The organism is Thiosulfativibrio zosterae, assembly GCF_011398155.1.
GTDB classification, from domain to species: domain Bacteria; phylum Pseudomonadota; class Gammaproteobacteria; order Thiomicrospirales; family Thiomicrospiraceae; genus Thiosulfativibrio; species Thiosulfativibrio zosterae.
Window position 1 is genome coordinate 1,763,665 of the sequence record NZ_AP021888.1, and the last position, 20,717, is coordinate 1,784,381.

The window sequence follows — 20,717 nt, forward strand, 5'->3', positions numbered from 1 at the left end:
GTTAAATTCTAAAAAGGTAAAGATGTTACCAACCCAAGTTCTTGAACCTGCCGAACAACAAATGCTTAGCCAACAGATTAAAGACTGGGGCAAGGCTTTAGGCTTTGCAGATATCGGCATTACCGACACTGACCTGTCTTATTACGAAAACGCCTATTTTAAATGGATAGCGCAAAATTTTCAGGGTGAAATGGACTATTTAGCAAAACACGGCACGAAACGCACCCGACCCGCTGAATTAGAACCCGGCACTTTATCGATTATCAGTTGCCGAATGAATTATTTTGATGGCGATGCCAATAACGCGATTACCCAGCTCCAATCATCCAATCATGCCTATATTTCACGCTACGCACTGCACAAAGATTACCATAAACTGATGCGTAAGCGTTTAAACAGCTTGGCTGAAAAAATTCGTCAATCTGTACAACTTAACCACCCAAACTTGCAATTTCGGGTTTTTAGCGACTCTGCCCCGGTGATGGAAACCGCTTTGGCAGAAAAGGCTGGGCTGGGATTTAAGGGAAAACATTCATTGGTGATTCACCCCAAAGCCGGTTCTTGGTTTTTTTTGGGTGAAATATACCTGAGCATTGCTTTGCCGCCCGACCCACCTTTTCCAAAATCTGGCTGTGGGCCTTGTACAGCCTGTATTCAAGAATGTCCCACTCAGGCGATTATTGGCGATGGTCTGGTGGATGCGCGACGCTGCATTTCTTATTTAACCATTGAACACAAAGGCTCTATCGACGAGGCCTTGCGGCCCTTAATGGGTAATCGCATTTATGGGTGTGATGATTGTCAGCTGGTTTGCCCTTGGAATAAATTTGCCGAACCCACCACTGAGAACGCCTTTAAAGCCAGCCAACACGCACTTGACCAAGCCAGTTTGCTTGAGTTATTAGCTTGGGATGAGCCACAATTTCAAAAAAATTTTGAAGGCTCCCCCATTCGCCGCATTGGTTTTGAACAATGGCAACGCAACTTATGCATCTCACTGGGCAATGCCGAACCCAATCAACAAACGCTGCAAGCGTTAGAAGCTTTAATTACCGAGTCTGCACTGGTTAATGAACATCGACTTTGGGCACTTCAACAACTAAAAAACAGCCTAAAAACAACCAGGCCTGGTCATTTTTTAGTCAAAAATACACCTGCCAAAGCCAAAAAGTATTACTTACCTGCACAAGTCTTGATACGTCCAAATGACTCTAAATCTAAACAATAAAAACAATTGAATGGGTTATCAGGTATAGTCAAAGACTCTAAAAATGTAAGATTTATTAAGGGTATTCAATATGTGGCTAAAAACCCATTGTAATTTTGAGTTTACCATTACTGGTCCAACGCCTTTAGTGCTTATGTTGCGTCCCAGAAGTGGGGAAAACCAATGGATTACGCAAGAAGAATACCTGATAGAACCCTTTACGCCAGTGGTGGAATACACCGACATCTATGGCAACCTTTGCCAAAGACTGGTTGCCCAACCTGGCAAACTATCCATTCATACCTCGGCAAAGGTTAGAGTACCCAAAGTCCTTAAGTCGGCTCCTGGTGCACCCTTTGTTGAGGTTCAAAATTTACCCGACTCGGTATTGCAATATTTACTACCCAGTCGTTACTGTGAGTCAGATCGTTTTGGCAATATGGCCGCAGAGATTACCCAAGACTATTTATTGGGCTACGATCAAGTGGCCGCCATCGAAAAATGGATTAAAAGCAACTTTCGCTATGAACCTGGCTCTAGCATCACGCCTTTGTCTGCGATGGAGGTCAATGCCAATGATTATGCCGTTTGTCGGGATATGGCGCATTTAGGGATTGCGCTGTGTCGTGGCCTGAGTATTCCAGCCAGAATTGTGGTTGGTTTTTTACACGAACTGAAGCCTATGGATCTGCACGCCTGGTTTGAAGCCTATGTGGGTGATCAATGGTATACCTTTGATGCTACCCAAGGCGACGCCAAAGGTGGCTATGTTGCCGTGGGATATGGCAGAGATGCTGCAGATGTGGCCATTTACAATCAATTTGGCCCACAGACCTATCACGACGCTCAGTACATTCATGTAGAACAATTAGAGAATTAAGTCATAAATTCTTAAAAACTAAGCACATTTATCTTGTCATAGGCGTAAACTAAAAGTGATACCCATCACTTAAGGAAAACGCCATGCGAAAAACCATTATTGCCCCATCCGCTCCAACTCATGACCAACCAGATGTTCAATGGTTAAATGTGCCAGACATCGCACACATTGCGATTACCTCAGAAGCACCTGATTATCCCATCGAAAATGTGTTTGCTTTAACAGCAACGTCGGGTTGGCGAGCGGCCACCTCAGGACCCCAAATATTAAACCTGACTTTTGACCAGCCACAAGATCTCAAGTGCATTTGGCTTAAATTCATAGAAACAGAGCATCAAAGAACGCAAGAGTTTCTTTTAAGTTACTCCAAAGACCAAGGGCAAATTTTTCATGAGTTAGTCAGACAACAATGGAATTTTAATCCCCAAAATGCAACTCAAGAAATTGAAAACATCCAAGTTGACTTAACTGCTGTCACGACACTTCAACTCGTCATTACCCCTGATATGAGCAACTCCCCGCTCACGGCCAGCCTTTGCGAATGGAGAATGGCTTAACAAGCCAAATAAATGTAAATTTTTTACATTTATATTGACATCACCACCCACAAAGCTTAATATGCACTTAACAAATGTAAAAACTTTACATATTTTAAGCCGATGGGAGAAATCATCATGTTAAGCCAAACTTTCAAATTCAAAAAAATCACCCTAGCCATAGCACTGACCCTTCCGCTTTTAAATGGCTGTAGCGGAACCAGCGGCGCATCTTCAGCAGATACCAGCAACTTAACCACTACGGATATCACCGTAGAGCGTGGCCCAGTGCTGAATGCGGTGGTTAAAGATAAAAATGGCAAAATGGCGGTTGCGCAAGGCAACGGCGTTTATCGTTTCACAGGGGATTTCGAGTATCCGCTTGAAACCACGGGCGGAGTGATTGACTTAAATCACAACGGTCTAGTTGATGATGGCGATCTTAAAACCGATGGTTTAAAACTTCGCGCCAATGAAGGTAAAGTTTTAACCTTAGCGAGCACCCTTGCTATAAATACAGAGTTACAACAAAAACTGATTGATAATATTGATTTAACGGCAGATGCCATTCAAACGCATACCCCAACCAATGACAAAGCCATTGCCGCCTTAAGTGACGAAATTTATAAATACTGTATTGAAAACGGCATTACCGATGCATCTACCTTAACCACAGAACAATGGGAAGCCATTGAATTAAATATTCAAAACCGCATTGCCAACTATCTTGCATCCGAAAAAACTGCAGCTGAACTTGAACAAGAAATGGTTGATGGATTAGTTGACCCATTAAATCCACCCCCATTACTTTCTCAAGCAGAAATTGATGCCATTAACAACAATGAGGGCACTCATTCTTTAGAAGCAACCCTAGCCACTTTGCCAGTCTACGACCTAACCGATGAACAAAAAGCCACGCTGGCTTTTATGTGGAATGAAGAAAAAATGGCCAAAGATCTCTATTTTTCATTAAACGATCTTTACCCAAGCCAAACGCTTTATAACATTGCCACCAATGCAGAAACTGAGCATCAAAACTCAGTTGCAGCCTTACTGCAAAGATATAACTTGGACTTAGAATATTACACTGACCCAAGCTATTCGTTCTCTCAAGAACAGCTCGACAGTTACCCAACAGGCAGCTTTTCAAACAGTGATGTTCAAGCACTTTATAACGCACTTTACAGTGAAGGAGCGGCTTCCGCACAAGCCTCTTTAGAAGTGGGCTGTAAAGTAGAAGTAACTGACATTAATGATTTAAACACTTATATTGAAGTGGCTGGAGAAGCGCAAGATATTAAAATGGTATTCGAAAACCTTCGTAAAGGCAGCTATAGCCATTACTGGGGATTTGACACTGCCTTAAAAGCACAAGGCGTCACAGATGGTTGTTGTTCTTTGGGTGCGGACTTCTGCCATCCAGAATATCCTGCTAATGATATGCAACAACAAGGACAAGGGTCTGCTGATGGCACGGGTGAGGGCATGAGACTTCAAAAAGGCAAACATTAAGTCTCACATTTAGGCAAACTGAAGTCCAACTAAAAAGTGACTGATTAGCATGGTATAAAACGGGTTAATTCTAACTAGGCCTGGTTAAAATTGGCCCGATTTTATGCTAAATTTCAAGTATTTAATAGACTCAAAATATATATTTTTTACCCCATTGACTTGCCCAAATAGCTAATCAATACTATTGGCGAATATGTAAATTTCTTACATAGCACCCTATCCAGAAGGAAAAAATGTAAAATGAGTCACACGCTTAAAGCACTTTTTGTAACCGGCTTAATTTTAACTGCAAGCACCAGCTTTGCGGCAGACGAAGAAGATACCCAAGCCAAGTTGGCCAAATTTCAACCAACTGCAGCTCAATTGCAAGCTGGTTTAGATATGGAAGAACCCGAAAAGGATGAGTCAGCAAAAGCAGAACCTAGCAAGACTGAAACCCCCGCTGCAAAATAAGGGGATTAAGGTCTTTAGGTTCTTCTCCTAAAGGCCTTAAAATGACAAAACACAACACATCATTTTGGATTTTTTTAGTAGCAGGTGTTTACGCATCTGCCACTTTTTCAGACGACACGGCGATTTCAACGCAAATCACCAGCGGTTTTTTTATTAGCCAAGGCCAAAGTCAAACCTTAGGCAGCCCGAATTCAACAACCTATTCAATCCCTTTAATGATTTCCAGCCGCTCAGGTCGATTTCAAGGGGCGCTTATTACCAATTATTTGCAAGTCAACAATGATTACCCCACCGTCAACCTAACCAATCAGCAACAAGGCATGGGCGATACCATTTTATCTGTGGGTTATGATCTTCTTGAACAACCTTGGATAACGCTTAAACTCAAACATAAATTTGCCACAGGTGATAAAAATAAAGGCCTAAGCACCGGAAAAGACGATACTGCTTTGCAGTTAGACTGGTTAAACCAATTTCAACCCAATACCGCAGGCTATGCAACCCTGGGGTACAAGTGGGTTGGTCAAGTGAATGAATATGCCATGCAAAATAGTGGCTATGCCACAGCAGGTTTACTCCAGCGTTTAACCCCTCATAATCATTTAGGGGTTTCCTTGGACTACACTCAAACCAGCTATACCGAACTTAAAGATGCCCTAGGGGCAAGTTTATTTTTAAGTCATCAACTGAATACATCGATGACTTTAACCAGCCTTTCCAGTTATGACTCAACCTCTAGCAGCAATTTTGGTTTAACAATTACAAAACAATTTTAAGAGCCACCTATGCCCATTGAAGAAGAATTAAGCTTAAAAGACAAAGCCCTAACCAAAGCATTAAAAACCATGCTTAAGCCCTTAGTGCGCTTGCTGATTCAGCAAAATATCACTTTTATTGGCCTACAAAATTTGCTCAAACGCACCTTTGTTGAAGTGGCAGATGAATCTTTTTGTTTAGAAAATAAAAAACAAACTGACAGCCGTGTCAGTTTATTAACGGGTATTCACCGTGCAGATGTTAAACGCATTCGCAACGAAGACCCAACCCAACTCTCCGAAAAGGAAATCAAAGCCAGTTTAAGCGCACAAATTATTTCAGTATGGACGGGTAATACCCAATATCTCGACGAACAAAATCGCCCAAAACCCTTGTTAAGAACCAGCCAAGCCAATGCCAATCAGAAAAGTTTTGAAGAGTTAGTGCTGTCCATTTCCAAGGATAAACACCCCCGCTCTATTGTGGATGACTGGCTTAATCAGGGGATTATAGAACTTAAAACCGAAGGCGAAACCGAATGGGTTCTGCTCACCGAAAAAGGTTATGTACCAGAAGCTGACTTTGAAGAAAAGTTGTTTTTTGCTGGCAAAAATATTGGCGAACATTTGCATGTGGTGGCCAGCAATTTAGAAGGTCAAGCGGCACCCCTATTTGACCGAGCTGTTTATTATGAAGGGCTGTCAGCAGAAGCCATTTTAGAATTGGAAACACTCGCCAAACAAAAAATTTTACAAGTCATGGTCGAAGTAAACCAGCGCGCCAACCTTTTACAATCACAGCAAAAAGGCATGCCTGAGCCTTGTCAAAGTTTTCATTTTGGCGCTTATTTCAGCAAAACCACGCCCATCAGCCAAACGCAAACAGAGGAAAAATCATGATGAGCTTTTCTCTGTTCAACAAGCGCTCCTACCTTTTTATCCTAAGTATTTTAAGTTTGTTTGCACTGCTTTCGGCTTGCCAAATACAACCTACTCAAACCGCTAACACCTCTGGGTTTGGTGGCACCGGTTCGCCCATGATTGCCTTGCAAGATTCCATGAGCGGATTTGGCGGCACAGGTAAAACCTCGTCTGGGTTTGGTGGTACGGGTATCGTGGGCACCATTCAAGCATTTGGCAGTATTTGGGTGAATGGGATTGAAATTGGTTACGGCGAAAAAACCCAAATTGAGTCTAACTTAATGCGCCATGACACCTTAAAACTGGGACAACAAGTTCACTTAGAAACCTTGCCACTAGAAGACAAAACCCTCACCGGGCAAATTCATGTTTTTTACCCGATTGCAGGAGAGATTACCCAAATTGACGAACAAAACCTAACGATTAATCATCAGTTTATCGTGACCCGTGATGATGCCACCTATTACGATGACAATCTAACCCTTCAGGTTGGAGAATTTGTGGCCATCAATGGTTATCAAAATGCCGAGCAAACTTGGATGGCAACCCGCATTAATGCTAACCCAGACCATAAAACTTTTTACCAACCAGAACCTACGCTCAACTTTTCAAGTTCGGTGAAACAAATGGTGATTGAACAGCGCTTAATCAACTTTAAACCCTGGGAATCCTTGCAAAGACTTCAAGCCGTTCCGCTCAAACAAAATCATTTTGACAGCAAAATTTTGAGCAATGAACCCTTAGAAAATAAAGCGCATCCTGAACAGCCCATGCAAATCATGCAGCCTTTAAATCCACCAAAAACGGAAACTATGGCAAAACCAGAAATGCCACTGCAGCTTTTACAACAACAGAAAAGTTTAATGGATGTTCCTCGCGAACAGCGAGATTTAATGCAGTTGCAAAGAGATTTGCAAACCCAGCAACAAGGGCTTCGTGAGCAACAGCAAGGATTACAAAACTTAAAACCCTTGATGCAACTCAATAACCTCAGACCGCAAAGCCATCCCTAAAAGTGCCTATCTAGGCAAAAGAAATAGGCAATATAAAATATCACTTTTTAATCTTCAGAAAAACACATACTGTAGGGACGAGCCATGTCTTGTGCCACTTTTTGCAGACTAAAGGTGCGCACTTCTTCAAAAAACTTTTGGCCTGTAAAATAGACCTGCAAAGTTGGTAAACTCAACACGCCGTTTTGAGCACAAATATCCGTAGTGACATGGCAATCGACATAAGCCAAGGTCATTTTAGGGTAATGTTCCGCCATTAAATCAATCAACTTGGGTTTAATGACATGACATACATTACACTCTTTACCCCCAAACAACACCACCAAGCCGTCTTCAGTGGCTTTTAGGCTGTCTAATTCAGCAAAACTTTCTAAGGTTTTCATTGATTCTCCATTCACTCACATTGATTACAACCAAGCCGCTCCACGTACGCCACTGGAATCGCCCCATTTAGGCGGTTTTAAAACCGTTTCTACCACATCACTAAAAACCCACGCCTGCCAAAGCTCCGGCACGCGTTGATACAAATAATCAATATTCGACATTCCACCGCCTAATACGATGATATCTGGATCCACAATATTAATCACCGACGCTAAGCCTTTGGCTAACCAAACACAATAATTTTCTAAATGCTGTTGCGCAGTCGCATCGCCCTTTTGCGCCAATGCCACAATTTGCTGGGCACTCAAGGCTTGATGGGTTTTGTGGTGATAATGCGCCTGAAACCCCGAACCAGACAAAAAGGTTTCGGTGCAGCCTTGCAAACCACAGTAACAAGGCATCGCCACATCTTGCTGCGTTTGCCAGGGCAAAGGGTTATGTCCCCATTCGCCGCCTATGGCGTTAATGCCATTCAAAATTTTGCCGTTGACCACCAAACCGCCACCGCAACCCGTGCCAATAATCACACCAAAAACCACCTCTGCCCCTGCCGCAGCACCATCGCTGGCTTCAGACAAAGCAAAACAATTTGCATCATTGGCGAGTTTGACTGGCGAACTTAACTGACTTTGTATATCACCTTGTAAATCTTGACCTATCAACCAGGTAGAATTGGCATTCTTAATCAAACCTGTTTTTTTAGAAACAGCACCTGGAATACCGATGCCAATTGAGCGCGCGGTTTGTTGAGTCGCCTGCTCTGCTTGTTTGACCAAATCAATCAGGGCTGCAAGCGTTTTTGCATAATCCCCTTTAGGGGTATCCATACGCTGCTTAAAAATAACCGCACCCTTTTCATCCAGCGCCACTGCTTCAATTTTAGTGCCGCCTAAATCTATGCCGATACGCATGTCGTCCTCAATCCTTCTAAAGATCTTTTAGTAAAACCATTGTGAAGTCATTGGGTAAATAATCTTCAATACAAATCACTTCATTTGCCAAGCTGTCACAAAATACTGTCATGTCATGGGGATAAAAACTTTGCAAATCGGGGCGAGACGCTATCCAAGCTTCGTTACGGTTTAACAAATTAAAAACCACGCCCTGTTTGGCGAAACGCAACATCTGTTTTATCACCGAGTGTGCATATTTCCCAGAATCATCCACTACTTCATTTAACGCACCGGATAATATCACCCAATCAAAACTGTTATCTGGCCAGTTAAAATCAAAGATTTCTCCATTAAAAGTCACCAGGCCTGGGTATTTTAGCTGGCTGGCAGCGACCATATCAGGCGATACATCTATGCCAACATACTCAAACTCGCAAGCATTTTTAAGTGCATAGGCGTTAAAATCACCAAAACCACAACCCACATCTAATAGCTTTAAAGATTGCGTGACATCTGAAAATTCTGCTATCGCATTTAAAATGACCTGAAAGCGCAATTCTTGAATTTCTTTACTGCTCCAAAACAAAGCACTGGGCTCGTAACCATAACGCTCTATCGAATACTTGTGGCGCGCTTGAATACGCAAGCGTTGCTTTTCAGTTAAGGCCATTAGGCATTGGCCTTATTGGCAGCAACCGCTTTAGCACTCTGCGACTCGATAGAAGTCAACCAGGCAATTTCATCTTCACAAAATCCCGCGGCGATACGCGCTTCAATATTAAAGGGGCCTCGTAAATCACCGTGGTAATAATTTTCGAGAATTTCCTTAAAAGTATTAAATGGATTCAAACCTCGCTCGGCGCATAAGTAGCGGAACCATCGAGTACCGACTTCCACATGACCAATTTCATCACGCAATAAAATCTTTAAGATTTCTACCCCCCGCTTATCGCCAATCGCACGCAATTTTTGTAACATGGGTGGGGTCACATCCAAACCACGAGCTTCTAGAGTACGCGGCACCAAAGCCATACGCACTAAGGGATCATGGTCGGTTTCGTAGGTGGTTAACCACAAACCATTATGGGCGGTTAAATCCCCATACTCGGCACCTAGATGGTACAAATGCTCACGCACCATTTGAAAATGATAAGACTCCTCACCCGCAACGCCTAGCCAATCTTGATAATAAGCACGTGGCATTGTCTGAAATCGGTAAATGGCATCTAAGGCTAAGTTAACCGCATTAAACTCAATATGCGCAATCGAATGCATTAACGCAACTTGCCCTTCTTTTGATCCTAAACGGCGTTTAGGTAAATCCTTAGGGCTGACCAAAATCGGCAATTCAGGCCGACCTGCATCTGGAACACGATGAATTTCTGCGGTGGGCGTAAACTCAAAAGCATCTTCCGACCATAGTTCTTGCAAGGCTTGAAGTTTTTGGACTTTAGCATCCAGTTCTTGAGTCATTAAACACTCATAAACCGTCGTAAAAATATTGAGTTTAGCCATGGGGACCTTATTGAGCTGGAAGTTTCTAAACAAAAAAACCGGCACATGGCCGGCTTTTAACACATCGTTAACTCAAAAATTAACGGTAGTAAGATGCTTGTAGGAAAGGAACACCTTTAAATTGTTTAGCATCGATAGAATCAAACAATTTAGCCCACTTAGCACGATCTTCTGGAGTCATAACTGCTGAAGGGTTAACACCTTTAGTTGCGTCACCGTATTTAGCTTCAATCGCATTTAATTCTTCGTAGCATTGAGCAAGGGTGGTTTTTTGTTCAAGTGCCTTAGCTTCTTTGATGCCTTTAGCTTTTGCAGTAGAAATTAAGTTTTCTGCATCAGACACACACAAATTGTAAGTTGAATCTGCTGCTTGAGCATTCAATGAAAGAACTGCAAACGCAGAAATGAATAATGCTTTGATTGATAATGATTTCATTCTTGAGTAACTCCGAATAGGTTGTATTTGTTTTAACGGACACATTTTGACGGGTTTAGGGTAAAAATGCAACTTGAAAATATTAGAAAATAATGAATCCCTTATAAGGGTTTTTTATAATCCCCATATCTTAAGGCTTGCAGCCATTCTTATGATGGCTCGCCTCAAGTATCTAGTCATTTTTTAAATATATTGAACTTGAATAATCTCGTAGTCAATATTACCTTTAGGCGCCTCTACCACGATTTCGTCACCTTCAGATTTTCCAATCATGGCACGCGCAATCGGTGAATTGACAGAGATTTTATTGTGTTTTAGATCGGCTTCTTCGTTACCCACAATTTTGTAAGTTAACTCTTCGTCAGTATCAATATTTAAAACCGTCACTGTTGCCCCAAAAACGACCTTGCCATTCGGGTTTAATTTGGTCACATCAATGATTTGGATATTGCTTAAAATTGCTTCAATCTGCTTAATACGTGCTTCAATCATGCCCTGTTGTTCGCGTGCTGCATGATATTCAGCATTTTCCTTTAGATCACCATGTTCACGCGCAGTAGCGATGGCTTCGGTAATCGCAGGTCTATCTTCTTTTTTAAGCTTATTTAATTCTACTTGCAGCGCATCAGCGCCTTCTTTTGTCATAGGATGTCTTTGCATAACCCATCAACCTTATAATTTTATAATTTGAGCCCCACTCGTGCAAAGGTCTCAATTTGAATCTTTTGTATTATAAATAAAAACGCCAAGATCAAAGACCTCGGCGCTTTAAGTTCAAACCAGTTTTAGTGAATGTCTTGTAAACGAGTAACGGTTTGGTTGTCCAAAAACTCCATCGCCGCAACCATTGCCAAAGCTCCCGCCATGGTCGTGGTGTAACAAGTTTTATGCATCAAGGCTTCACGACGAATGCTCGATGAATCTTTAATACTGACCGAACCATCAGATGTATTCACAATCAAAGCCACTTCTTCATTCACAATTGAGTCCACAATATTTGGACGCCCTTCAGTAACTTTATTCACGATTTGACATTCAATATTGGCTTCTTGCAAGGCTTTCGCCGTGCCACGTGTTGCCAAAATGGTAAACCCTTTGGCAATCAATTGGCGAGCTAATTCAACCACTTTAATACGGTCTGCTTGGCGCACACTTAAGAATGCTTTGCCTGAAGTCGGCAGAATAGTTCCGCCCGCCAACAAGGCTTTTTGATAAGCCTCGGCAAAAGTTTGGCCGATCCCCATGACTTCACCCGTTGATTTCATTTCTGGCCCAAGAATTGGGTCAACACCCAAGAACTTGATGAATGGGAAAACCGCTTCTTTAACCGAATAAAAATCAGGGCGAATTTCTTTGGTAAACCCTTGATCAACCAATTTTTGCCCCACCATACAACGTGCGGCAATTTTAGCCAAAGGCTTGCCCATGGCTTTTGATACAAACGGTACCGTTCTTGAAGCACGAGGGTTAACTTCTAGAACATAAATGTCTTCGCCTTTAACCGCAAATTGTGTGTTCATAAGACCAACCACATTCAGACCTTTGGCCATTTTCTCGACTTGAGAACGAATTTCATCTTGAATATGCATTGGAATGCTGTAAGGCGGTAATGAACACGCTGAGTCACCTGAGTGAATACCCGCTTGCTCAATGTGTTCCATCACGCCACCAATGACAACGAGTTCGCCATCACATACCGCATCAACATCCAACTCAATCGCATCATCTAAGAAACGGTCTAATAACACTGGAGAATCATTAGAAACCGAAACCGCTTCAACCATATAACGCGATAAATCAGCATCGTTATAAACGATTTCCATGGCACGACCACCCAATACATAAGAAGGACGCACCACTAATGGATAACCAATTTCGTTAGCCAACACCAAGGCCTGGCTTTCACTGCGGGCAGTGCGGTTAGGCGGTTGTCTAAGTTCCAAAGTATTTAATAGCTGCTGGAAACGCTCACGGTCTTCTGCCAAGTCTATCGACTCTGGCGATGTACCTATAATCGGCACGCCGGCTGCTTCTAAATCTTCAGCCAATTTAAGCGGCGTTTGTCCACCGTACTGCACGATAACGCCTTTAGGCTTTTCAACATCAACAATTTCTAATACATCTTCAAGCGTTAAAGGCTCAAAGTACAAGCGGTCAGATGTGTCGTAATCGGTAGAAACGGTTTCTGGATTACAGTTCACCATAATGGTTTCATAACCATCTTCACGCATCGCCATGGCCGCATGAACACAGCAATAATCAAATTCAATGCCTTGACCAATTCGGTTTGGACCGCCGCCCAACACCATGATTTTGTCACGAGTGGTTGGATTCGCTTCACACTCATCTTCGTAAGTAGAATACATATAGGCCGTTGAGGTTTCAAATTCCGCCGCACAGGTGTCCACACGCTTATAAACCGGACGAACCCCAAGGGTATGACGGAATTTGCGAATAAAAGCCGCATCGGTTTTTAAAAGCGCCGCTAAACGGTTATCCGAAAAACCTTTACGCTTTAAACGACGCAAGTAGTCTTTATCCAACGCATCTAAACCGCGTTGTTTCAACTCGTCTTCCATGTCCACCAATTCTTTGATTTGCGCTAAGAACCAGTGATCAATTTGGCAGGTATCATAAACGGTTTCAATGTCCCAACCGGCACGGAAAGCATCTGCTACGTACCACAATCTATCTGGGCCAGGCATACGCAATTCGTGACGCAATACATCTTTAATATCTTTCTCATCCATGGTCGCCAAAGACATGACTTCATCCAGACCATTTTTACCCGTTTCTAAACCACGCAATGCTTTTTGTAAAGATTCTTGGAAGTTACGACCCATCGCCATGACTTCACCCACAGATTTCATCTGGGTGGTTAAACGCTTATTGGCTTGAGGGAATTTTTCAAAGGTAAAACGCGGAACTTTGGTGACCACATAGTCGATTGAAGGTTCGAAAGAGGCTGGGGTTGCACCATCGGTAATGTCGTTTTGAAGTTCATCCAGCGTATAACCAACCGCCAATTTCGCGGCCACTTTGGCAATCGGGAAACCAGTTGCTTTTGAAGCCAAGGCTGATGAACGCGATACACGCGGGTTCATCTCTATGATAATCATACGACCAGATTCAGGGTTAATCGAAAACTGGACGTTTGACCCCCCTGTTTCAACCCCAATTTCACGCAGAACAGCCAAAGAGGCATTACGCATGATTTGGTATTCTTTATCCGTAAGCGTTTGGGCAGGTGCAACAGTTATCGAGTCACCGGTATGCACCCCCATAGGATCCAAGTTTTCGATAGAACAAACAATAATGGCGTTGTCGTTTTTGTCACGCACCACTTCCATTTCGTATTCTTTCCAACCAATAATCGATTCTTCGATTAACAACTCATTGGTCGGTGACAAATCTAAACCAAACTTACAAATTTGTTCAAACTCATCTTTATTGTAAGCAATACCGCCCCCAGACCCCCCAAGCGTGAAGGATGGACGCACCACCGTTGGGAAACCGACTTGCGCTTGAATTGCCCAAGCTTCTTTCATGGTGTGAGCGACCGCAGAAGTGGGCATATCCAAGCCAATTTTTTGCATGGCGGTGCGGAAACGATCACGGTTTTCTGCTTTGTCGATGGCATCAGCATTCGCGCCGATCAACTCAACATTAAATTCTTTTAAAACACCGTGACGATCTAAATCCAAAGCACAGTTCAAGGCAGTTTGACCACCCATGGTTGGCAAAATCGCATCAGGGCGTTCTTTGGCAATGATGTTACGAACGGTTTTCCACTCAATCGGCTCGATGTAAGTAGCATCGGCCATTTCAGGATCGGTCATGATGGTCGCTGGGTTGGAGTTAACCAATACAACGCGGTAACCTTCTTCTTTCAAAGCCTTACAGGCTTGAACACCGGAATAGTCGAACTCGCAGGCCTGTCCTATGATGATAGGACCGGCACCAATGATCATAATACTTTTTAAATCACTTCTTTTGGGCATCTCTAAATTCCTATCAATTACACTTGAGTTTGTTTAAATTTTTGAATATTGGCAATGAACTGATCAAACAGCGGCGCAACATCATGAGGCCCTGGGCTGGCTTCAGGGTGACCTTGGAAGCTAAACGCAGCCTTATCTGTACGCTCAATCCCTTGCAATGAACCATCAAACAAAGACTTGTGAGTGGCTTTGACATTGGCTGGTAGCGTATCCGCATCCACCGCAAAGCCGTGGTTTTGCGCGGTAATCATCACTTTTTTGTTATCGATGTTTTGCACTGGGTGGTTACCCCCGTGGTGACCAAACTTCATCTTAACGGTCTTAGCACCTGACGCTAACGCTAACAATTGGTGACCTAAACAAATACCAAACACCGGAATATCAGTTTTTAAAATATCTTGAATCGCAGTAATTGCATAATCACAAGGCTCTGGATCACCAGGCCCGTTTGATAAAAATACTCCATCTGGATTCATGGCTAAAACTTCGGCAGCAGTTGTTTTAGCAGGCACAACAGTTAATTTACAACCACGGTCTGCCAACATACGCAAAATATTGCGTTTCACGCCATAGTCAAACGCAACCACATGATATTGATTATTGGCTGAGCAATCGGCATGCCCTGCATTTAATGCCCATGAACCTTCAGTCCACGAGTAAGTGGTCGGTGTAGTGACTTCTTTAGCTAAGTCCATACCTTTTAAGCCTGCAAATCCTTTAGCTTTGGCAACGGCATCTTCGGCATTGATATTATCACCGGCCACAATCACACCGGCTTGCGCACCCTTGTCACGCAAAATGCGTGTCAGTTTACGCGTATCAATATCGGCAATCGCCACGACATTTTGTTCTTTTAAATAGTCTGGCAAGGTTTTTTGCGCACGAAAGTTACTCATCACTGCTGGGCAATCTTTCACGATTAACCCTTGCGCCATAATTGCGTTTGACTCAGCATCTTCTTCGTTAACGCCAACATTACCAATGTGAGGATAAGTTAAGGTTACGATTTGTTTGAAATATGAAGGATCCGTTAGGATTTCTTGATAACCGGTCAATGAAGTATTAAACACTACTTCACCTACAGTTTCCCCTAACGCACCTAATGAGACTCCCCAAAAAAGGGTGCCGTCTTCTAATGCCAGTAAAGCCTGTGTCATGTGTATTTCCCGCCCGAGAGTTTGCCGATGTTTGCTGCTAACTAAATATGAAGGATTAAAAGATAAAAAGCGTATATAAAAAAACGGAGCCAATCCCCTTACAAGGATGTGCTCCGTTTATGAATGCCAAATGACTTTTGTCATCTCCGCTAAATACCCCGTTACCCGCTGCTAATGTCATTTTAAAGTCTTTTAGCCAGCTAATTTTAATTACGCGGATTTTACTCGATTAGCCTTGGCATGTCTAGGCGATATTCCGGAAAAAAACTGATTATTTGCAGCTAGGTAGCGTAACGCCAAATGAGATTTTGGCGCCCTATTCATGGATTAATTCGTTAATAATATTAAGGGCTTGTGGATTCTGCCAATCATAACTGCCAAACAAGGCATAGCGAATTTTACCCTGTTTATCGATTAAATAAGAACTGGGATAAGCAAACACCTGCCAATCTTGCACAGCTTGACCTTGCAAATCCATTAAGACAGGAAAATTTAAAGGATGCTGCTGCTTAAACTGCTTAATCACCGCTCGTTCTTCCGCCAAATTGACCGCCAAGATTTCAAAAGGTTTTTGATTGAGCTGGGTTTTTAAGTTTGCCATGGAAGGCATCTCATGCACACAAGGCGGACACCAACTCGCCCAAAAATTAAGCAACACCACCTTGCCATGCAAATCGGTCAAGCTCACCATATTACCTTCAAAGCTGGGCAAAGCGAGCGGTTTATTCGCCAGACCTTGATAAACTTGTAATCCAATCTTTCTATCTGGCACTTTAATTTCAGTTGCGATTTCAGCTTGCCCAACCGCTGAATTAAAGCGTTTTTCGGCTAAATAAGGATTTAATAACCTCATGGATTGCATCAAATCTGCTGCCAAAAACTGCGCTCTATCCTGCTCGTAGGCATTCGCATCGGCTCGAAAATAATAACGGTCGCGTAATTTTGGCAAGAGCTGTATAAAAACATCTGACCCACGCATGTTTAACTGCTCTTGCAAGGCTTGCAAGTGCCAACGAGAAGGCGCTAATTCAGCTTGGCGAATGTAAATGGGATAATTGACTCGTGAAACCTCTGGCCAATATTCTGCCAACTTGCCAGGTTCAGGCGTACTGATATAGAGATTGGGATTTAAAAAGATAAGACCCAAATTCTGCGATTTGGGTTTTGCCGCCAAGGCTTTTAAGGCCAAAGTGGCACCTCGATTTGAGGTGATTAAATAATGAGGCAAACTCGGCTGTTGTTTTTGAAACTGTGCTATTAATTCAGTGACATCAGCCACGGGCACTTTCAGCAAACTGCTGGGGGCAATGGGCAAAAAATAAGATTCAAACAAATCTGGCATCCAAACGGATATTTGTTGCTGCTCCAACGCTTGAGCCAAGGCTTTTTCTTGAGGCAAAACGCCTCTTTCAGAGGGCAGCCATAAAACCAATGCCTTTGGATTCTCAACCTTAAATTGCGTCAACTGAATCTCATCCGCAGATGCAAAAGCCGCTGCAAAGCCCATCCAGATTAACCATAAAACCCCCCAAAACTTAAGCATCTAAAACCCTGCCTCTTAATTGTTTTATCACACTGCGATTGGTTTTGGCTTCAAGGCGGCGGCGTTGCGAAGCTCGGGTTGGCCGAGTTGCTAAACGAGTTTTGGGCTGTATCATGGCTGTTTTTAGCAATTCCACTAAACGCGCCAAGGCATCTTCACGGTTTAACGCTTGGGTACGAAAACGCTGCGCCTTAATGACTAAGTCACCCTCTTTGGTAATGCGTTTATCGTTTGAGCTTAACAAGTTGTCTTTGACATAATTAGGCAAAGAACTGGTTGGAATATTAAAACGCAAATGAATGGCACTGGAAACCTTATTCACATTCTGACCACCCGCACCCTGCGCTCGCATGGCAGTAATCTCTATTTCGACTAGAGGCAGCGACAAGCGCGGTGAAAGCACTAACATTGTGCGCTTCCAACAGGCAATTTCAGGGCTAAATTTAACCAGGCCTGGTTAAAATTTGGGCTATTTTTTAACAAAAGTCGCCACATACAAGGCCTCAACTTCTGCTCTTGCCCAAGGGGTGCGGCGCAAAAACTTTAAACTGGATTTCACCGAGGGGTCTTGATTAAAACAATTAATTTTTACCCGCGAACCCAAACCACCCCAACCAAAGTGTTCATATAAATCCACCACCATTTTCTCAAGCGTGATGCCGTGTAATGGATTATTTTTTTGTTCAGTCACTGAAGTTTTCCTTGTTCGTTGCTGTATTAACTTGGCTTAAAGCCTGCACTTCTGGTGGCGTTAAGCGCCGACTTTGGCCAGGCAGCAAGGAGGCATCTAACTTTACAGGCCCTATTTGCACGCGATGTAATGCCATCACTCGATTACCTAACCGTTTAAACATGCGTTTGATTTGATGAAAGCGCCCTTCCCACAGGGTCACTTCTGCCAAATTTGGTGCCAAGATTTTTAACTTTGCAGGTCGAGTGGTGACCTGTTCGTAAGTCAAAAAAACACCTTCATTAAAGCCTTGCACCATTTGTTCCGTGAGTGGATTTTGTACCACCACCTGATATACCTTAGGCATTTTATTATGCGGCGCAATCATGGCTTGCGACCAACGCCCGTCATTGGTTAACAATAATAACCCAGAAGAGTGTAAATCTAAACGCCCCACCAAATGCAAATCTTGGCGTTGCACTACAGAAAGCGCTCTTAGACAATCCACCGCCACAGGATGTTTGGCATCTTGCGTGGCACTTAAAACACCGACGGGTTTATAGAGCATCCAATAATCTGGCGTTTTTTTAGCTAGAATTTGCCCCTCAACCCTCACTTCGCAAAATTCATCAACCGTTTGCTGAACGGACTGTGCGATTTGGTCATCTACCCAAATCTTGCGCTGCGCCACCAACATTCGCACTTGCGATTTACTGAGTGTCGTTTGCTGACTGATATAGCGATCAAGTCGGGTTTTGTGGCCAGACAATTCAAGACTCCAAAACAAAAAAGCATCCAAAATGGATGCTTTTATTGAGGTTATTACGTTTGTGTTTTAACGCAAGTTTAAAACATCTTGCATATCAAACAGACCTTTTTCCTTACTGCCTATCCAATGACAAGAGCGCGCCGCGCCCTTGGCAAAAGTCATGCGACTAGACGCCTTATGAGTGATTTCAACACGCTCACCTTCTGTGGCGAATAACACCGTGTGGTCACCAACGATATCGCCCGCTCTAACGGTTGCAAACCCAATGGTATTGGGGTCACGCGCGCCGGTAATGCCTTCACGACCATAGACCGCACAAGTTTTTAAATCACGCCCTAGGGTTTCGGCAACCACTTCACCCATGCGTAAAGCTGTGCCAGAGGGTGCATCTACTTTATGACGATGGTGACCTTCAATCACTTCAATATCATAGCCTTCATTCAAAACTTCTGCCGCTTGTTTAAGCAACTTTAAACATAGATTCACACCCACACTGTAGTTGGCAGCAAACACCACCCCGATAGTTTCTGCGGCTTGGTGAATGGCTTTCAATCCCGCTTCATCAAACCCTGTGGTGCCTATGACAATTTTTTTACCCTTGGCAACACACACTTCTAAATTGTGAACCGTGGTTACAGGTGTCGTAAAATCAATTAACACATCAAAATCATCCACCACCGTTTCTAATGAACCGACCAAAGCAACCCCAATTTTTCCAATGCCGGCTAATTCACCAGCATCCGCACCAACTAAGCTAGAATCTGGGCGCTCGATCGCGGCACTCACTTGCAAGCCTTCGGTTTCTTGAACCGCCACAATTAAGTTTTTCCCCATGCGCCCGGAGGCACCAATAATGGCTACTCTCATATTTTTTCCTTAATCAGTTCCAAGGACCGTCTTTTTTGTCATCGTCTTTTTTATCATCTTCACCTGTGAAGAAAGATTTCACCGAATCAAAAAAACTATGTTCTTTGGGGCTGTGTTGTTTGTGGTGTTTGCCTTGCAAACTGGCTTCGAATGAACGCAAGATTTCTTTTTGTTCTTCGGTTAATTTTACCGGTGTTTCAATTGACACCTGCACAATCATATCGCCAACATGCGAGGTGCGCACTGATTTAACACCTTTGCCAGCCAATTTAAAGCGTTGTCCAGACTGAGTACCGGCAGGAATTTTTAAACTGGCTTTGCCATTTAAGGTCGGCACATCAATTGCACCGCCTAAGGCTGCGGTTGTGAAAGCCAAGGGCAGTTCACAGTAAAGTGTGTTGCCATCGCGCTCAAAAATCTTGTGTTGTTTAACGCGAATGCGCACATATAAATCGCCACGAGGTGCGCCTGTTTCGCCAATTTCGCCTTCGCCTTGCAAACGAATACGATCACCATTATCCACGCCTGCTGGAATTTTAACCGACAAGGTTTTATGGCTATGGGTATAGCCTTCGCCACGACATTTTTTACAAGGCGTTTTAATAATCTTGCCTGCACCGTGACAGGTTGGACAGGTGCGTTGCACACTGAAAAAACCTTGTTGCATGCGCACTTGACCTTGACCATGGCAGGTTGGACAAACTTGAACATCTGAACCTTTTTCGGCACCAGAACCATCACAAGCATCACAGATTTCTTTGGTTGGAATACGAATATCCACCGTTGTGCCAGCCACGGCATCTTCTAATGAAACCTCTAGTTCATATTGCAAATCCGCACCCGGTTGTGGGCCGCGTTGACGACCGCCACTGAAGCCGCCGCCAAAAATATCACCAAAGATGTCACCAAAATCCGCGAATCCACCACCGCCGCCAAATCCGCCACGACCTGCCGAACCATCAACGCCCGCGTGACCGAATTGGTCATAGGCCTGGCGTTTTTGCGCATCCGACAAAATTTCATAAGCTTCTGAGGCTTCTTTGAATTTGTTTTCGGCTTCTTTGTTATCTGGATTGCGGTCAGGGTGATAGCGCATTGCCATCTTGCGGTAGGCTTTTTTAATTTCGGCTTCTGAGGCGGTTTTGGCCACTTCTAGAACTTCGTAATAATCTCTTTTGCTCATGGGAATTAATCGCTATTTTTAA

Annotated in this window: 22 protein-coding genes; 8 read left to right on the plus strand and 14 right to left on the minus strand. The window is 43.4% G+C overall.

The window, feature by feature from the left end; genetic code table 11:
* Positions 1-22 precede the first annotated feature (22 nt).
* From queG to THMIRH_RS08155, 8 genes are all read left to right on the plus strand, one after another.
* A complete protein-coding gene (gene queG / locus THMIRH_RS08120) occupies positions 23-1,228 on the plus strand; it encodes a tRNA epoxyqueuosine(34) reductase QueG (protein WP_173291615.1) in 1,206 nt (401 codons plus the stop codon).
* A 70-nt stretch (positions 1,229-1,298) separates the two neighbouring features.
* On the plus strand, positions 1,299-2,087 hold the full coding sequence (locus tag THMIRH_RS08125) for a transglutaminase domain-containing protein (RefSeq protein WP_173291616.1): 789 nt from the start codon (positions 1,299-1,301) through the stop codon (positions 2,085-2,087).
* Positions 2,088-2,170: 83 nt separating this feature from the next.
* Positions 2,171-2,644, plus strand: coding sequence for a carbohydrate-binding protein (locus tag THMIRH_RS08130; RefSeq protein WP_173291617.1), 474 nt, complete (start codon positions 2,171-2,173; stop codon positions 2,642-2,644).
* A gap of 117 nt (positions 2,645-2,761) precedes the next feature.
* A complete protein-coding gene (locus tag THMIRH_RS08135; RefSeq protein WP_173291618.1) occupies positions 2,762-4,135 on the plus strand; it encodes a ferritin-like domain-containing protein in 1,374 nt (457 codons plus the stop codon).
* A 240-nt stretch (positions 4,136-4,375) separates the two neighbouring features.
* On the plus strand, positions 4,376-4,588 hold the full coding sequence (locus THMIRH_RS08140) for a hypothetical protein (protein WP_173291619.1): 213 nt from the start codon (positions 4,376-4,378) through the stop codon (positions 4,586-4,588).
* 41 nt (positions 4,589-4,629) lie between these two features.
* Positions 4,630-5,364: a hypothetical protein gene (locus THMIRH_RS08145; protein ID WP_173291620.1), complete on the plus strand. Its 735-nt coding sequence runs from the start codon at positions 4,630-4,632 to the stop codon at positions 5,362-5,364.
* Positions 5,365-5,373: 9 nt separating this feature from the next.
* Positions 5,374-6,243: a DUF6502 family protein gene (locus tag THMIRH_RS08150; protein ID WP_173291621.1), complete on the plus strand. Its 870-nt coding sequence runs from the start codon at positions 5,374-5,376 to the stop codon at positions 6,241-6,243.
* Complete coding sequence (locus tag THMIRH_RS08155) at positions 6,240-7,277, plus strand: DUF5666 domain-containing protein (RefSeq protein WP_173291622.1); 1,038 nt, start codon at positions 6,240-6,242, stop codon at positions 7,275-7,277. Before THMIRH_RS08150 ends, THMIRH_RS08155 begins: the two co-directional genes overlap by 4 nt.
* A 47-nt stretch (positions 7,278-7,324) precedes the next feature.
* Here THMIRH_RS08155 and THMIRH_RS08160 read toward each other — a convergent pair whose 3' ends face one another.
* From THMIRH_RS08160 to dnaJ, 14 genes are all read right to left on the minus strand, one after another.
* Positions 7,325-7,660 (minus strand): thioredoxin family protein, encoded by a 336-nt coding sequence (locus THMIRH_RS08160; RefSeq protein ID WP_173291623.1) that lies wholly within the window; start codon positions 7,658-7,660, stop codon positions 7,325-7,327.
* Positions 7,661-7,684: 24 nt separating this feature from the next.
* A complete protein-coding gene (locus THMIRH_RS08165; RefSeq protein WP_173291624.1) occupies positions 7,685-8,572 on the minus strand; it encodes an ROK family protein in 888 nt (295 codons plus the stop codon).
* A gap of 16 nt (positions 8,573-8,588) precedes the next feature.
* Positions 8,589-9,224: a class I SAM-dependent methyltransferase gene (locus tag THMIRH_RS08170; RefSeq protein ID WP_173291625.1), complete on the minus strand. Its 636-nt coding sequence runs from the start codon at positions 9,222-9,224 to the stop codon at positions 8,589-8,591.
* Complete coding sequence (locus THMIRH_RS08175) at positions 9,224-10,069, minus strand: ferritin-like domain-containing protein (RefSeq protein ID WP_243831415.1); 846 nt, start codon at positions 10,067-10,069, stop codon at positions 9,224-9,226. Before THMIRH_RS08175 ends, THMIRH_RS08170 begins: the two co-directional genes overlap by 1 nt.
* A gap of 79 nt (positions 10,070-10,148) precedes the next feature.
* A complete protein-coding gene (locus tag THMIRH_RS08180) occupies positions 10,149-10,505 on the minus strand; it encodes a hypothetical protein (protein ID WP_173291626.1) in 357 nt (118 codons plus the stop codon).
* A 183-nt stretch (positions 10,506-10,688) separates the two neighbouring features.
* A complete protein-coding gene (greA, locus tag THMIRH_RS08185; protein WP_173291627.1) occupies positions 10,689-11,165 on the minus strand; it encodes a transcription elongation factor GreA in 477 nt (158 codons plus the stop codon).
* 125 nt (positions 11,166-11,290) lie between these two features.
* Complete coding sequence (gene carB, locus THMIRH_RS08190; RefSeq protein WP_173291628.1) at positions 11,291-14,506, minus strand: carbamoyl-phosphate synthase large subunit; 3,216 nt, start codon at positions 14,504-14,506, stop codon at positions 11,291-11,293.
* Between the two features lie 17 nt (positions 14,507-14,523).
* Positions 14,524-15,663, minus strand: a complete 1,140-nt coding sequence (carA, locus tag THMIRH_RS08195; RefSeq protein ID WP_173291629.1) for a glutamine-hydrolyzing carbamoyl-phosphate synthase small subunit — start codon at positions 15,661-15,663, stop codon at positions 14,524-14,526.
* Positions 15,664-15,979: 316 nt separating this feature from the next.
* Entirely contained in the window at positions 15,980-17,206 is a 1,227-nt protein-coding gene (locus THMIRH_RS08200; RefSeq protein ID WP_173291630.1) for a redoxin domain-containing protein, read from the minus strand.
* Positions 17,199-17,615, minus strand: a complete 417-nt coding sequence (gene arfB / locus THMIRH_RS08205; RefSeq protein WP_173291631.1) for an alternative ribosome rescue aminoacyl-tRNA hydrolase ArfB — start codon at positions 17,613-17,615, stop codon at positions 17,199-17,201. Before arfB ends, THMIRH_RS08200 begins: the two co-directional genes overlap by 8 nt.
* 60 nt (positions 17,616-17,675) lie before the next feature.
* Complete coding sequence (locus tag THMIRH_RS08210; RefSeq protein WP_173291632.1) at positions 17,676-17,897, minus strand: VF530 family protein; 222 nt, start codon at positions 17,895-17,897, stop codon at positions 17,676-17,678.
* Entirely contained in the window at positions 17,890-18,663 is a 774-nt protein-coding gene (locus THMIRH_RS08215; protein WP_198415221.1) for a pseudouridine synthase, read from the minus strand. Before THMIRH_RS08215 ends, THMIRH_RS08210 begins: the two co-directional genes overlap by 8 nt.
* Before the next feature lie 48 nt (positions 18,664-18,711).
* Complete coding sequence (gene dapB / locus THMIRH_RS08220) at positions 18,712-19,512, minus strand: 4-hydroxy-tetrahydrodipicolinate reductase (protein WP_173291633.1); 801 nt, start codon at positions 19,510-19,512, stop codon at positions 18,712-18,714.
* Between the two features lie 13 nt (positions 19,513-19,525).
* A complete protein-coding gene (gene dnaJ, locus THMIRH_RS08225; RefSeq protein ID WP_173291634.1) occupies positions 19,526-20,695 on the minus strand; it encodes a molecular chaperone DnaJ in 1,170 nt (389 codons plus the stop codon).
* Positions 20,696-20,717: the final 22 nt, after the last annotated feature.